The organism is Brenneria sp. hezel4-2-4, assembly GCF_013155275.1.
Classification (GTDB): Bacteria; Pseudomonadota; Gammaproteobacteria; order Enterobacterales; family Enterobacteriaceae; genus Brenneria.
On record NZ_JABJXS010000014.1, the window covers coordinates 34,728 to 49,119 of the forward strand.

15 protein-coding genes are annotated in these 14,392 nt (G+C 55.6%); 11 read left to right on the forward strand and 4 right to left on the reverse strand.

The features are described 5' to 3' along the window. Positions 1 to 50 precede the first annotated feature (50 nt). The 9 genes from HOY33_RS18450 to sseB all read left to right on the forward strand — a co-directional run bounded on the left by HOY33_RS18450 (position 51) and on the right by sseB (position 7,398). Complete coding sequence (locus tag HOY33_RS18450; protein WP_172291598.1) at positions 51 to 1,265, forward strand: IscS subfamily cysteine desulfurase; 1,215 nt, start codon at positions 51 to 53, stop codon at positions 1,263 to 1,265. Between the two features lie 24 nt (positions 1,266 to 1,289). After that, positions 1,290 to 1,676 (forward strand): Fe-S cluster assembly scaffold IscU, encoded by a 387-nt coding sequence (gene iscU / locus HOY33_RS18455; RefSeq protein ID WP_172291599.1) that lies wholly within the window; start codon positions 1,290 to 1,292, stop codon positions 1,674 to 1,676. 25 nt (positions 1,677 to 1,701) lie between these two features. Beyond that, complete coding sequence (iscA, locus tag HOY33_RS18460; RefSeq protein WP_172291600.1) at positions 1,702 to 2,025, forward strand: iron-sulfur cluster assembly protein IscA; 324 nt, start codon at positions 1,702 to 1,704, stop codon at positions 2,023 to 2,025. A gap of 104 nt (positions 2,026 to 2,129) precedes the next feature. Next, complete coding sequence (gene hscB, locus HOY33_RS18465; RefSeq protein WP_172291601.1) at positions 2,130 to 2,648, forward strand: co-chaperone HscB; 519 nt, start codon at positions 2,130 to 2,132, stop codon at positions 2,646 to 2,648. 81 nt (positions 2,649 to 2,729) lie between these two features. Next, positions 2,730 to 4,580: a Fe-S protein assembly chaperone HscA gene (gene hscA / locus HOY33_RS18470; protein ID WP_172291602.1), complete on the forward strand. Its 1,851-nt coding sequence runs from the start codon at positions 2,730 to 2,732 to the stop codon at positions 4,578 to 4,580. 2 nt (positions 4,581 to 4,582) lie between these two features. After that, positions 4,583 to 4,918 (forward strand): ISC system 2Fe-2S type ferredoxin, encoded by a 336-nt coding sequence (gene fdx / locus HOY33_RS18475; RefSeq protein ID WP_172291603.1) that lies wholly within the window; start codon positions 4,583 to 4,585, stop codon positions 4,916 to 4,918. Positions 4,919 to 4,929: 11 nt separating this feature from the next. Beyond that, the gene (gene iscX / locus HOY33_RS18480; RefSeq protein WP_172291604.1) at positions 4,930 to 5,130 is read left to right on the forward strand and encodes a Fe-S cluster assembly protein IscX; all 201 of its coding nucleotides are present in this window, start codon (positions 4,930 to 4,932) and stop codon (positions 5,128 to 5,130) included. A gap of 79 nt (positions 5,131 to 5,209) precedes the next feature. Beyond that, positions 5,210 to 6,505: an aminopeptidase PepB gene (pepB, locus tag HOY33_RS18485; protein WP_172291605.1), complete on the forward strand. Its 1,296-nt coding sequence runs from the start codon at positions 5,210 to 5,212 to the stop codon at positions 6,503 to 6,505. Between the two features lie 95 nt (positions 6,506 to 6,600). After that, the gene (gene sseB, locus HOY33_RS18490; RefSeq protein ID WP_172291606.1) at positions 6,601 to 7,398 is read left to right on the forward strand and encodes an enhanced serine sensitivity protein SseB; all 798 of its coding nucleotides are present in this window, start codon (positions 6,601 to 6,603) and stop codon (positions 7,396 to 7,398) included. A 37-nt stretch (positions 7,399 to 7,435) separates the two neighbouring features. On the opposite strand, the gene HOY33_RS18495 is transcribed toward sseB, so the two are convergent. From HOY33_RS18495 to HOY33_RS18510, 4 genes are all read right to left on the reverse strand, one after another. Beyond that, positions 7,436 to 8,224 carry a MurR/RpiR family transcriptional regulator gene (locus HOY33_RS18495; RefSeq protein WP_172291607.1) on the reverse strand — a complete coding sequence of 263 codons (789 nt, stop codon included), beginning with the start codon at positions 8,222 to 8,224 and terminating at the stop codon, positions 7,436 to 7,438. A 35-nt stretch (positions 8,225 to 8,259) separates the two neighbouring features. Beyond that, positions 8,260 to 9,111, reverse strand: a complete 852-nt coding sequence (gene sseA / locus HOY33_RS18500) for a 3-mercaptopyruvate sulfurtransferase (protein ID WP_172291608.1) — start codon at positions 9,109 to 9,111, stop codon at positions 8,260 to 8,262. 92 nt (positions 9,112 to 9,203) lie between these two features. Further along, entirely contained in the window at positions 9,204 to 10,565 is a 1,362-nt protein-coding gene (locus tag HOY33_RS18505; protein WP_172291609.1) for a 6-phospho-alpha-glucosidase, read from the reverse strand. 13 nt (positions 10,566 to 10,578) lie between these two features. Next, positions 10,579 to 12,141: a PTS transporter subunit EIIC gene (locus HOY33_RS18510; RefSeq protein ID WP_172291610.1), complete on the reverse strand. Its 1,563-nt coding sequence runs from the start codon at positions 12,139 to 12,141 to the stop codon at positions 10,579 to 10,581. Positions 12,142 to 12,499: 358 nt separating this feature from the next. On the opposite strand from HOY33_RS18510, the gene ndk reads away from it, so the two are divergent. Both ndk and HOY33_RS18520 read left to right on the forward strand, forming a co-directional pair. After that, entirely contained in the window at positions 12,500 to 12,925 is a 426-nt protein-coding gene (gene ndk / locus HOY33_RS18515) for a nucleoside-diphosphate kinase (protein WP_172291611.1), read from the forward strand. 131 nt (positions 12,926 to 13,056) lie between these two features. Then, a complete protein-coding gene (locus HOY33_RS18520) occupies positions 13,057 to 14,253 on the forward strand; it encodes a bifunctional tRNA (adenosine(37)-C2)-methyltransferase TrmG/ribosomal RNA large subunit methyltransferase RlmN (protein ID WP_172291612.1) in 1,197 nt (398 codons plus the stop codon). Positions 14,254 to 14,392: the final 139 nt, after the last annotated feature.

Genomic DNA, 14,392 nt, shown 5'->3' on the forward strand with positions numbered 1-14,392 from the left:
TAAATAAAACAATTTGCACGTTTTGAAGTGATGTACGGAGTTTATGAGCAATGAAGTTACCGATTTATCTGGATTATTCAGCCACCACGCCGGTTGATCCGCGCGTAGCTGAAAAAATGATGCAGTTTTTGACCCTGGACGGTACTTTCGGCAACCCGGCTTCCCGCTCCCACCGCTTTGGCTGGCAGGCGGAAGAGGCTGTCGATATCGCCCGTAATCAAATTGCTGAATTAGTGGGTGCGGATCCCCGTGAGATTGTGTTTACCTCTGGTGCGACGGAAGCAGATAACCTGGCGATTAAAGGCGCTGCAAACTTCTATCAGAAGAAAGGCAAACACATCATTACCAGCAAAACAGAACATAAAGCCGTGCTGGACACCTGCCGTCAGTTAGAGCGTGAAGGGTTCGAGGTCACTTATCTGGCGCCGCAGCGTAACGGTATTATCGATCTGAACGCGCTGCAAGCCGTCCTACGTGATGACACCATTCTGGTTTCCATCATGCACGTGAATAATGAAATCGGTGTGGTGCAGGATATCGCGGCCATCGGCGAAATGTGCCGTAGCCGCGGGATTGTGTTCCACGTCGATGCCACCCAGAGCGTGGGCAAATTGCCCATCGACCTGAGCCAGCTTAAAGTGGATTTGATGTCTTTCTCCGGTCATAAAATTTATGGCCCGAAAGGCATCGGTGCGCTGTATGTACGCCGTAAACCCCGTATTCGTATCGAAGCGCAGATGCACGGCGGCGGTCATGAACGCGGAATGCGTTCCGGTACTTTACCTGTGCACCAGATCGTGGGTATGGGCGAAGCGTATCGTATCGCCAAAGAGGAAATGGTCGCCGAAGCGGCGCGTCTGCGAGCGCTGCGCGACCGTCTGTGGAACGGTATCAAGGATATCGAAGAAGTCTATCTGAATGGTGAGCTTGAACAGGGCGCGCCCAACATCCTGAACGTCAGCTTCAACTATGTTGAAGGCGAGTCGCTGATTATGGCGCTCAAGGATCTGGCCGTATCGTCCGGTTCCGCCTGTACCTCCGCCAGTCTGGAACCCTCCTACGTTTTACGCGCGTTGGGGATGAACGATGAGCTGGCGCACAGTTCGATCCGCTTCTCTCTGGGGCGTTTCACCACGGAAGAAGAGATCGACTACACCATTGATTTGGTGCGCAAGTCTATTGGCCGTCTGCGCGATCTTTCCCCTCTGTGGGAAATGTTTAAACAAGGCGTGGATATCAGCAGCATCGAATGGGCTCATCATTAATTCGCAGCACGGGGAACGACGATTATGGCTTACAGCGAAAAAGTAATTGATCACTACGAAAATCCACGCAACGTGGGATCGTTTGATAATGCCGATCCCAGCATCGGCAGCGGCATGGTGGGAGCGCCGGCCTGCGGCGATGTGATGAAGTTGCAGATCAAAGTCAATGATGAGGGTATCATTGAAGACGCTCGTTTCAAGACCTATGGCTGTGGCTCGGCCATTGCCTCCAGCTCACTGGTAACCGAGTGGGTGAAAGGCAAATCGCTGAACGAAGCGGAGGCGATTAAAAACACCCAGATTGCCGAAGAACTCGAGCTGCCGCCGGTAAAAATTCACTGCTCTATTCTGGCTGAAGATGCCATTAAGGCCGCTATCGCGGATTACAAAAGTAAACGCGAAGCCAAGTAGTTAAGAAAAATTCCGAGGTTGTTATATGTCGATTTCCCTGAGCGACAGCGCTGCGCAACGTGTTAATGCCTTTATGGCGAACCGGGGTAAAGGTCTTGGCCTGCGCCTTGGCGTGCGGACATCGGGTTGTTCCGGTATGGCGTATGTGCTGGAATTTGTTGATGACGTGAATGCTGATGACGTGGTGTTCGAAGACAAAGGCGTTAAGGTCATTATCGATGGTAAAAGCCTGGTCTACCTGGACGGCACCGAACTGGATTTCGTCAAGGAAGGCCTGAACGAAGGCTTCAAATTCAATAACCCGAATGTTTCAAGCGAGTGCGGCTGCGGCGAGAGCTTTAACGTCTGACCGCATCCCGGGGTATTGAACGCGCTTTCCCGGTTTCTTCCGGTCGTTGATCGGCAGAAACCGCGGCAAATGACGGCGATTACCCACAACCCCCAGAGTACGCTATGGATTACTTTACGTTGTTCGGGCTGCCGATTCGCTATGATGTGGATGGCGGCCTGCTTGTTTCCCGCTTTCAGGAACTGCAACGGCAGTTTCACCCCGATCGTTTTGCGGCGAGCCCGGAACGGGATCGCCTGTTGGCATTGCAGCAGGCCGCGACGATCAATAATGCCTATCAGACGTTGAAACATCCGCTGAAACGCGCGGAGTATATGCTATCTTTGCACGGTTTTGATTTAAGCAACGAGCAGCATACCTTACGCGACACCGCTTTTCTGATGGAACAGCTTGAACTGCGTGAAGAACTGGATGCCATTGAGCGCCGTTCCGACGCCGAAGCGGCGCTGGCTGAATTCGCTGAACGGTTGCAGGCCATGCTGGTTATACGCAGCGGGCAAATGCGCGGCGAGCTGGCGAGCGAAAGCTGGGCCGATGCCGCCGACACGGTGCGTAAACTGCGTTTTTTAGACAAACTCCGGCAGCAGGTTGAACAACTCGAAGAACAATTGCTGGACAGATAAGTTTTTAATCCGGCGGAGATGGATGATGCGTCAAATTACAACGTATCGTGCTTCCCGCCAGCCAATTGATGGAAGCTCAATATGGCCTTATTACAAATTAGCGAGCCGGGCCTCAGCGCGGCGCCGCATCAGCGGCGTCTGGCTGTCGGCATTGATTTAGGCACCACGCATTCTCTGGTTGCCACCGTGCGCAGCGGCGAGGCGCAAACTCTGACGGACGGCGAAGGCCGCGATCTGCTGCCGTCCGTTGTCCACTATCATGCCGCTGGGCATGAGGTAGGATGGCAAGCCCGTGAAAAAGCGGCCGGCGATCCTGTCAACACCATCAGTTCGGTAAAACGGATGATGGGGCGTTCTCTGGCTGACGTCCGGCAGCGCTATCCGCATTTACCCTATCAATATCAGGTCAGCGATAACGGCCTGCCGTTAATTCAAACGCCGGCCGGCAACCGCAATCCGGTGCAGGTGTCGGCGGATATTTTGTCGGCGCTGGCGCAGCGGGCGCAGGAAGCATTGGGCGCTATGCCGGATGGCGCGGTGATCACCGTTCCGGCCTATTTCGACGATGCGCAGCGTCAGGGCACCAAAGACGCCGCCCGTTTAGCCGGTCTGCACGTACTACGGCTGCTGAATGAACCGACCGCCGCGGCGATCGCCTATGGTCTGGATGCCGCTAAAGAAGGCGTCATCGCCGTTTACGACTTGGGCGGCGGCACGTTCGATATTTCTATCCTGCGCCTGAGCCGCGGCGTATTTGAAGTGCTGGCGACAGGGGGCGACTCTGCGTTAGGCGGCGATGATTTCGATAATCTGCTGGTGGAATGGCTGCGCGAGCAGGCGGGTATTACCGCCAGAGACGATCACCATTTGCAGCATGCCTTACGGGAAGCGGCGATACAGGCCAAGATAGCGTTAAGCATGGCGGAATCGGTTAATGTCGAGGTTGCCGGCTGGCGAGGTGAGCTATCCCGCGCCCGGTTCAATACGCTAATCGCCTCACTGGTCAAGCGTACGCTGCTGGCATGTCGACGCACGCTGAAAGATGCGGACGTGACGCCGGATGAGGTGCGGGAAGTGGTGATGGTCGGCGGTTCCACCCGCGTACCGCTGGTGCGCGAGCAGGTGGGCGCGTTCTTTGGCCGCACGCCGCTGACCTCCATCGATCCTGATAAAGTGGTGGCGATCGGCGCCGCGATCCAGGCGGACATTCTGGTCGGCAATAAGCCGGACAGCGAAATGCTGCTGCTGGATGTGATTCCGCTTTCCCTGGGGCTGGAAACCATGGGCGGGCTGGTGGAGAAAATCATCCCGCGCAACACCACCATTCCGGTAGCCAGAGCGCAGGAGTTCACCACATTCAAAGACGGTCAGAGCGGCATGATGATCCATGTTTTGCAGGGGGAGCGCGAACTGGTGCCGGACTGCCGTTCGCTGGGCCGCTTCACGTTACGCGGTTTGCCGCCGTTGCCCGCCGGCGGCGCGCACATTCGCGTCACCTTTCAGGTTGATGCCGATGGTCTGCTGAGCGTAACGGCGATGGAGAAATCGACCGGGGTCGAAGCCTCTATTCAGGTCAAGCCGTCTTACGGACTGAGTGATACTGAAATCGCCGCCATGATTAAAGATTCTATGCTTAACGCGCAGGGCGACGTGGGCGCCCGTATGCTGGCGGAACAGCAAGTCGATGCCGCCCGGGTACTGGAGAGCTTACACGGCGCGCTGGCTTCCGATGCCGATTTGCTGACCAGCGATGAGCAAGCCGCCATTGCCGAGGCCGTCGAACATTTGCAGCAGGCGATGTCGGGAACGGATGCGCCGGCGATTGACGCCGCGATAAAAAAATTAGATCAACAAACCCAGGGGTTTGCGGCCCGTCGAATGGATGCGTCTATTCGTCGTGCGTTGGCGGGCCATTCTGTGGACGAGGTGTAAATATGCCTAAGATTGTCTTTCTGCCGCATCAGGATCTGTGTCCTGATGGGGCGGTTTTGGAAGCAGAGCGTGGAGAAAGCATTCTGAATGTGGCGCTGCGCAACGGGATTGAAATTGAGCATGCCTGCGAGAAATCCTGTGCCTGTACGACCTGTCATTGCATCGTCCGCGAAGGGTTCGATTCTCTGGCCGAAAGTACGGAAGACGAAGATGACATGCTGGATAAAGCCTGGGGGCTGGAACCGGAAAGCCGGTTAGGATGCCAGGCGTGCGTTGCGGATGAGGATTTGGTGGTTGAAATCCCGCGTTACACGATTAATCATGCTCGTGAACACTGACAGGAGTGGCTATGGGATTAAAATGGACCGACAGCCGCGCCATTGGCGAGGCGCTTTATGACCAATTTCCCGATATCGATCCAAAAACCGTTCGTTTTACGGATATGCACCAATGGATCTGCGATCTGGAAGAGTTTGACGATCTTCCCGATGCTTCCAGCGAGAAAATTCTGGAAGCGATCCTGCTGGTCTGGTTGGATGAAGCGGAATAGTTGACGTCACGGGCTGCCTTACGGCGGCCCGCTTATTTTCGTGCGATGACGGGTATAAAGAACAATCTGGAGCAGAATTATGACAAGCGAAGCTATGCTGATTTCACTCTCCGATCAACCCGCTGATGCGCGCTGGGGAGAGAAGGCGCCGTTAAGCGTGAACGATCGCGGGATGACCATTCATCTGAATGGCAACGCCCGGTTGGCGACCATCCAACGCGCCGCCCGCAAAATCGACGGGCAGGGTATCAAACAGGTCAAGCTGGCCGGCGACGGCTGGGATCTGGAAAGCAACTGGGCATTCTGGCAGGGATTCCGCGGGCCAAAAGGGCAACGCACGGTTGACTGGTCTGAACTGAATGAGGCGGACAGAAAAGAGCTGGACGACCGCCTGAAGATCGTTGACTGGGTACGCGATACCATCAACCTTCCGGCTGACGATCTGGGGCCGGAACAACTGGCCACCCGGGCCATCGACCTGCTGTGCGACGTCGCCGGCGATGCCATCAGCTATCGGATCACCAAAGGCGACGATCTGCGCAAGCAGAACTACGCCGGTATTCATACCGTCGGCCGCGGCTCCGAGCGCGCGCCGGTACTGCTGGCGTTGGACTACAATCCGACGGGCAACCCGGATGCGCCGGTGTTCGCCTGTCTGGTCGGTAAAGGAATTACCTTTGATACCGGCGGTTACAGCCTGAAGCCCAGCGGCTTTATGGATTCCATGAAGTCGGATATGGGCGGTGCGGCCACGGTGACCGGCGCGCTGGCGCTGGCGGTGGCCCGCGGGCTGCAACAGCGGGTTAAAATGTATCTGTGCTGCGCCGACAATATGGTCAGCGGCAATGCGTTCAAGCTGGGTGATATTATCCGTTATCGCAATGGCAAGAGCGTTGAAGTGATGAATACCGATGCGGAAGGGCGTCTGGTGCTGGCCGATGGCTTGATTGATGCCTCAGAGCAGAATCCGCAATGGATTATCGATTGCGCGACATTGACCGGCGCGGCGAAAACGGCGCTGGGTAACGACTATCACGCCTTGTTCAGCTTTGATGATCAACTGGCGGCGGCTTTACAGCAAAGCGCCCAACAGGAAGGCGAACCGTTCTGGCGTTTGCCGCTGGAAGAATTCCACCGCAGCCAGTTGCCGTCCGGTTTTGCGGATCTGAATAACATCGCCGGTGCGGCATACGGCGCGGGCGCCAGCACGGCCGCCGCGTTTCTGTCTCACTTTGTGAAGCGCTATCAGCAGGGCTGGCTGCACATTGACTGCTCGGCCACCTACCGTAAAGGGGCGGTGGAGCAATGGTCGACGGGCGCCACCGGGTTGGGGGTGCGAACGCTGGCGAATTTACTGCTTAGCAAGGCCGGCTAGTCAAGGGCCGGTCAGCGCTATTATCATGTCAACGTAGGATAGATGAAACCGGGTCAATTGCCCGGTTTTTAACGCAGTGCGGGTTGAGGAACGTTATGGATTTTTCGCCACAAAACAAACTGGAAGAGGTGCTGATACTGGCGGCGACCGAGCCGGCGCATCGGCCTGAATTTTTCAGCCAACTGCTGGACGCGACGGTGTTTGTGCTAGGCAACAGCGATGAAAGCGACGCGCCGGGGGAGAAAACCCTGCATGCCGGCAGCAACGTGCAGATCCAGCATTGGGAAAAGGCCGATGGCGTTTCCGTCATTCCTTTTTTCTCTTCACTGGACGCGCTTCAGCAAGCTATCACTGAAGAGCAGTCATTCCTGGCTTTACCGGCGCGTTCGCTGTTTGAGCTTACGCTCGGCGCCACGCTGTTTCTCAATCCCAAACTGCCTTACGGCAAAGAGTTTCTGCCGCAGGAAGTGGAGCATATGCTCTCCGGCGAAGGCCACGGATTCGTGCAGCGGCGGGTGGTGGAAGAAGATACCGAGGTACTGCTCAGTCAGCCTGCCGACAAGCCGGTGCAGATGATTGATTCGCTGACGCAGTTGTTTAGCAAATACCGCCATGTCCGTCGGGCGTTTGTGGCCCAGATCCACGAGGCCGGCGAGCAGGAGCCGCATCTGATAATCGGTCTGGACGTCGATACGGATGAGGTGGACGAACTCATTCATGCCGCGGGCAGCGTCGCCAGCGATACGGCGCCGGATGATCGGCCTGTCGATTTATGTCTGGTGAAAGAGGGGGAGCCGGGCGTCAGTCACTATCTGATAAAACACACCACGCCGTTCTATGAGCGTAAATGGGGCAGCTTCCTGCGCGACTTCAAAAGCACGGGGCGCGCCTGACGCCGAAATAAGCCTCTTTCTGGCGGCGCAACGGCGGTTAATTATCCGCCGTTGTGGCCTGCAATAACAGCAGATCGATCAGCATCACCAGATTGGATTCGAACGAGCTGATCTCGCCCGCTTCCGCCGCATAGTGAACCGCATCGTCATACAGTTTAAAATGCAAATCGGCGAGTTCCCCCAGCGAATTCAAGGATGCGCGGGTAAAAGCGATCACCTGCATCCCAATCGTCCTGGCGATACGCGCTTTATCCAGTACCTGCTCCGTCTCACCGCTACGCGATATGGCAATAAATACCTGATATTTTGGCGCATTGTTGAGAAAAATCCCCCTGCTGTCTCCCAGCCCGGACGAGAACGCATCTTTGCCCAGCACCTGAAGCTTTTTTGCCAGATACTCGGCGAACAGATGAGAAAATCCGGCGCCGTAGAGGAAAAAGTGACTTTCCTGACGCAGTATTCGGCTGAACGCGGCCATATCCTCGGTGGTTATATAGGAAAAAGATCGCTGATAATTGTCGATAAAATGCTGAAATGCAGCGGGAATATGACCATCGGCCGGCAAAGGCGCGGCCGCCGGCGATAAGCGAGGATTGTCCGTCAGTAGCTGTTTGCAGTGGTAGATAAATTCACTGTACCCGCTAAAGCCTATTTTCCGGCACAGACGCATGATCGTCGCGGTGGAAACGTAGGTTTTCTGCGCCAGTTCACGCACCGTTATTTTACCCACCATCGAGGCGTGTTCGGCGATAAAGGCCAGCACGCGATATTCGGCGCGGGTTAAGTCCTGACCGTGCTGCATCAACGATGCCAGCCGATTATCCATGTGTTGCTCCTGAAACCTTCACGGCAGCCGGGAAATCAATCCAGCGCGATAGGGACATCATCGCGGCTTCCCCAGTCGCTCCATGAGCCATCGTATAAGGCGACATTCCGGACATTAAGCACCGTCAGCGCCAGCACCACCACCGCGGCGGTTACGCCTGAACCGCAACTGGCGACCACCGGCCGGCTGAAATCCACGCCGTACTTGTGCAAGATGGTCGCCAGTTCAGCGTTGGGCTTCAGCACGCCATTGGCGACCAGCTCGGTCCAGGGAACGTTCAGGCTGCCCGGAATATGACCGCGGTGCAGCCCCGGACGTGGTTCATCCACTTCCCCTTTAAAACGGGCGGCGGGGCGGGCATCGACAATTTGTGCCGATTTATCCCGGCCGATCGCCAGCACTTCGTCACGCTGGCGAATGACCGAGGCGTTAAGCCGGGCATGAAAAGACTGGGCGGGGCGTTGAACATTTCCCTGCTCCAGCGGCAGGTTTTGCTGTTTCCAGCCCGCTAATCCGCCGGCCAGAATCGAAATCCGCGCCGCGCCGAACGTATGCAGCATCCACCAGGCGCGCGGGGCGGAGAACAGATTGCCTTCGTCATAGATGACAAGATGCCGCCGATCGCTGACGCCGAGCGTGCCCATCGCGTGAGAAAAATCGTCGCCGTCGGGCATCATGTGCGGCAGCGGCGTGTGCCGGTCTGACAAGGTTTCAATATCAAAAAATACCGCGCCGGGTAAATGTTCGGCACGGTATTCGGCGTGGATATCGCGGGTCGTCTCTCCCGGCGGCAACATGCGGGCGTCAAGCAGGATGATATCGCTATCGTCAAGATGCCCGGCAAGCCAGGCGGCAGTAACAAATAATTCAGAAGAAGAAGCTGACATGGAACCCCCCACGCTGGGGCTGAGGGATTCAGCCCCGCTGTGAAATTATAGATTCATTGTCAGCGATTTATCCTGTCCCGACAAGCGCGTCGTTATTGTGCGACGCCGTTGCTGTAAGCCTGTTTCAACCGAGGCCAGTATTCGCGATTGGCCGCGATCATCTCGTCAAGAATGGCTTTGGCGTGTTGCATGGTGGGAACGGTGCGATTGAGCGTAAAAGCCTGTAGCGCTTTTTCATAGTTGCCTTCCAGAGTGGCCTCGACCAGCAACTGCTCCGAGGCTAACTGTTGCTCCAGCAAGGCGCGATGGAACTGCGGCGCGTTACCCATGCGAACCGGCTCCGGCCCTTGCGCGGTGATATACGCAGGCACTTCCACCATGGCGTCGTAAGGCAGATTGGCAATCGCGCCTTTGTTTTCCACAATCACCAGATGGCGCTGACGCAGGTCAAAGGCCAGCGAACAGGCCACATCAACGATAAACGCGCCATGTACGCCAACGTGGAACGCATCCGATAAAATCCCGGTTTCTTTATAGCCGGCGGCGGCGGTAAAGAGTTTCTTCTCGCGTCCGTCCATCACCTCATTGGCACGGGTGTAGTTCGGATCCTGATGTTCAACGATCTGATTGGGCATCAGATAATACTGTAGGTAAGGGTTGGGCACGAACTCGGGGAAATGATCCATGATCGGCTTGATGTTGCGCCAGGTCTTGACCCAGGAGGGATCGGAATGTTGCGGATCGGTATCGGCGGCATCGGCGGTCAGTAACCCGTACCGGGCAATATGCTTACGCAACTCCGGCAAACGATCGACGCCATCCACCAATACCCGGGTAAACCAGCCAAAGTGGTTAAGGCCGAAATAATCCACGGTGATATCTTCGCGGTTAACCCCAAGCACCGCGGCGATATTACGCATCGCCGCAACCGGCATATCGCAGATATTCAGCACCCGCGCCTGTGGGCGCAGGCGGCGGATGCCCTCGGCGACAATCGCCGCCGGGTTGGAATAGTTGACGATCCAGGCGTCTTGGTGGGCATAGCGTTCGACCAGATCGATCAGTTCGACCATCGGCAGAATCGTGCGTAAGCCATAGGCCAGCCCGCCGGGGCCGCAGGTTTCCTGGCCGACGACGCCGTGGCGCAACGGGATTTTTTCATCCTGCTCGCGCATTTTATATTGGCCGACGCGCATCTGGGCAAAGACAAAGTTTGCGCCGCTGAACGCCGTTTCGGCATCGGTGGTGACGGTAAAAACAATGTCGTTGCTGTGGTCGCGGATCACTTTTTCAACCACCGGGGCAATGGTGTCCTGACGCGGGCCGTCAATGTCGTACAGGCGTATTTCCGCCAGCGGGAAATCGGCGAGGCGCACCATCAGACTTTTTACGATGCCTGGCGTATAGGTGCTGCCGCCACCGGCAATAGTCAGAATGAATGGGGGTTTGGTCATGATCGGTCTCCTGTTAAAGCGCATTTTCAACTGCTTCGCGAATGGTTTTGACGTGCAGTCCGTAGACCACCTGTACGTTGTTGCCCTGACGGATAACCGCTTTGGCGCCGGTGGTTTTCAACTGGTTTTCGTCAACAATGGCGGGATCGATGACGGTCACCCGCAGACGGGTATAGCAGTTATCCACCACCTCGATATTGGGTTTGCCGCCGAGTCCGGCGATGATGGTGACGCCGAGCAGACGGGCGTCGTCTTTCACCTGCTGTTGCGCTTTGGCCTGATACTCTGTTTTCGAGTACAGCTTGGTCTGTTCCTCATCGGATTCACGCCCTGGCGTCGGCATATCGAAATACAGAATCAGGGAGCGGAAGACGAAGAAGTAAATAACCGACATGATCAATCCGACCACGATATACATCGGCCAGTTGGACTTCTCAATGCCCAGCGGCAGGTTATACAGCAGGAAGTCGATCACCCCGTTGGCGCCGATGGCATGGACGCCCAGCACATAGAACAGCATCATGCCGAGGCCGGTCAGTACGGCGTGCACCACAAACAGCAGCGGGGCGACGAATAAGAAAGAGAACTCCAGCGGTTCGGTCACGCCCAGCAGGAAAGAGGTAAACGCGGCGGGGATCAGAATCGCTTTGGCCGCCAGCCGTTTTTCCGGTTTGGCGGTCACGTACATGGCCAGCGCCGCGGCGGTCAGACCGAACATTTTACTGATGCCGCGCGCATCCCAGGCGACCGTCGGACTCAGCTGTTTGACGCTATGACAAGCCATCTCCGCAAAATAGATGTTACGGGCGCCCTGATACAGATTGCCGCACACTTCCGCCGAACCGCCTAATTCGGTGTACAGGAACGGGGTGTAAACCAGGTGGTGTAACCCGGTCGGGATCAGGATACGCTCCAGGAAGCCATAAATAGCCACGCCGAACGGCCCGGCGCCTTTAATGGCGAACGCCAGATAGCTGATCCCCTGCTGGGCAAAAGGCCAAATGGCGCTCATCACAAAGCCGAGGGCGATCGCCAGCGGGATCGCTAGAATCGCCACGAAACAGTGACCGGAGTAAATAGCCATCACGCCGTCAAACTGTTTGCTGGAATAACGGTTATACAGATATCCGGCGAAGGCGCCGATCAGAATGCCGGCGAAAACGCCCATTTCCAGCACCTGAACGCCCAGCACCATGCCTTGGCCGGCGGCGCGCATTTCGGCGGCAGGCACCAGCTTCCCCTGTAGCTGAAGCGTAATATTCATCGCATTGATGAAAATGATAAACGTCACCAGACCGATCAGCGCGGCGTAGCCTTTGTCGCGCTTTGCCAGGCCAATCGGAATGCCGACGGCAAACACCAGCGCCAGATTGACCAGGATCGCCACGGCGGATTTAGATACCAACTGACCAAAATCCTGGATCAGCGGATGATTGAGTAGGGGGATGTAGCCGGCCAGATTGCCGTTACCAAACACATTACCAAAGGCGATAAACAGCCCGACAATCGGTAAAATCAGCACTGGCCCATACAGTGATTTACCGAAATTCTGCAATGCATTGACCGCTCTTTTCATTATTTGCTCTCTTGGTGGCCATTGTTGGGGAGGTACGGGGCAAGGCTAGCAGTGAATGAATAGGTTTTTCCAGTTATCTTATTGTTTTAAAAACAAATAACGCATAAGGTTACAAGTAACGCTCAGAACTGTGATCGTCGATGATTTGTTACAACCTTGCGGTTCTGCCGAGAGGGAAGAAATGCAGAGGGGGAGAACCGATAATAAGGTAGGAGATAAGATAATATTTTTTTAAAAAAATGTTACGTCTCTGATAGGCAAGTGCTGCGGGTCACCCTATAATCTGCGCCACTTTCACTGGCCGGGATTATAATTCCCTCAATCCGGCTGCTATCTGATAGTTTTGAATGAGGTCAATATGACGGTAGAACGTACCTTTTCCATCGTAAAACCCAATGCCGTGGCAAAGAATGCCATCGGCGCCATTTATGCGCGTTTTGAAAGCGCGGGTTTTAACATTGTGGCGGCCAAGATGCTGCATCTGACTCGTGAACAGGCTGAAGGCTTTTATGCCGAACATCAGGGCAAACCGTTTTTTGACGCACTGGTCGAGTTCATGATCTCCGGGCCGATCATGGTACAGGTGCTGGAAGGCGAGAATGCCGTTCAGCGTAACCGCGATATCATGGGAGCCACCAACCCGGCGAACGCGCTGGCCGGTACGCTGCGTGCCGATTATGCCGACAGCTTCACTGAGAACGCGGTACACGGTTCGGATTCCATCGAGTCCGCGCAGCGCGAAATCGCTTATTTTTTCAGCGCCGATGAAATCTGCCCGCGTTGAAGGTCGACTAAAGTAGCTTACCTGCTTTAAACTTTGTACAATGCTGCGCCCTGGATGAGCACAGGCTTATCCAGGGCATTTCTTTATTATCCTTCGAGCCATAACGTGTAATAACGAGGCCAAGAGTTCCTATGTCTGAACAAATCGTAGCTGAGCAAACCGTGTCCGAATTTTCGCCGGCGTCCGCCAATATTCCCCAATCCGCCAAATCCGGGGCGGAAAAAATAAATCTGCTGGATCTTAACCGTCAGCAAATGCGCGAGTTTTTCGCCTCATTGGGCGAGAAGCCGTTCCGTGCCGATCAGGTGATGAAGTGGATCTATCACTACTGCTGTGATGATTTCACGCAGATGACGGACATCAATAAGGTTTTTCGCGCCAAATTACAGCAGGTCGCCGAGATTCGCGCGCCGGAAGTGGTGGAGGAGCAGCGCTCCTCGGACGGCACCATCAAGTGGGCGATCCTGGTTGGCGGCCAGCGGGTGGAAACGGTGTATATCCCGGAAGAAGATCGGGCGACGCTGTGCGTCTCTTCTCAGGTTGGCTGTGCGTTGGAATGCAAATTCTGTTCAACGGCGCAGCAGGGTTTTAACCGCAACCTGCGCGTTTCTGAAATCATCGGCCAGGTGTGGCGGGCGGCGAAAATTATCGGCGCGTTCAAAGTCACCGGCCAGCGTCCGATTACCAACGTGGTGATGATGGGCATGGGCGAACCCCTGCTCAATCTGACTAACGTGGTGCCGGCGATGGAGATCATGCTGGATGATTTTGGTTTCGGCCTCTCCAAACGCCGGGTGACGTTGTCAACGTCAGGCGTGGTGCCGGCGCTGGATAAGCTGGGCGATATGATCGACGTTGCGCTGGCGATCTCCCTGCATGCGCCGAACGATGAAATTCGTAACGAAATCATGCCGCTTAATAAGAAATACAATATCGAAACCTTCCTGAGCGCGGTGCGGCGCTATCTGGAGAAATCCAATGCCAATCAGGGACGCGTCACGGTGGAGTACGTGATGCTTGACCACATTAATGACGGCACCGAGCACGCTCACCAGTTGGCGGAATGTTTGAAAGACACGCCGTGCAAGATTAACCTGATCCCGTGGAACCCGTTCCCCGGCGCGCCCTATGGCCGCAGCTCAAACAGCCGTGTCGATCGTTTTTCCAAAGTTCTCATGGAATATGGCTTTACGACGATTGTGCGCAAAACCCGCGGCGATGATATCGATGCCGCCTGCGGACAACTGGCGGGTGAAGTCGTAGACAGAACCAAGCGCACGCTGAAGAAAAAAATGGCCGGTGAACCTATCATGGTTAAAACGGTCTGATACCTGATTGTCCCGGTTAGCCATTGGCGTCATCAATACTTTCCCGGGGCTTATCATACCTATCTATTCAGAGATGGCTGCGACCGGGCATGGATTAAGGTAACATACACTTTGTGTGAAGGCCGGGACGGCAAGGAAG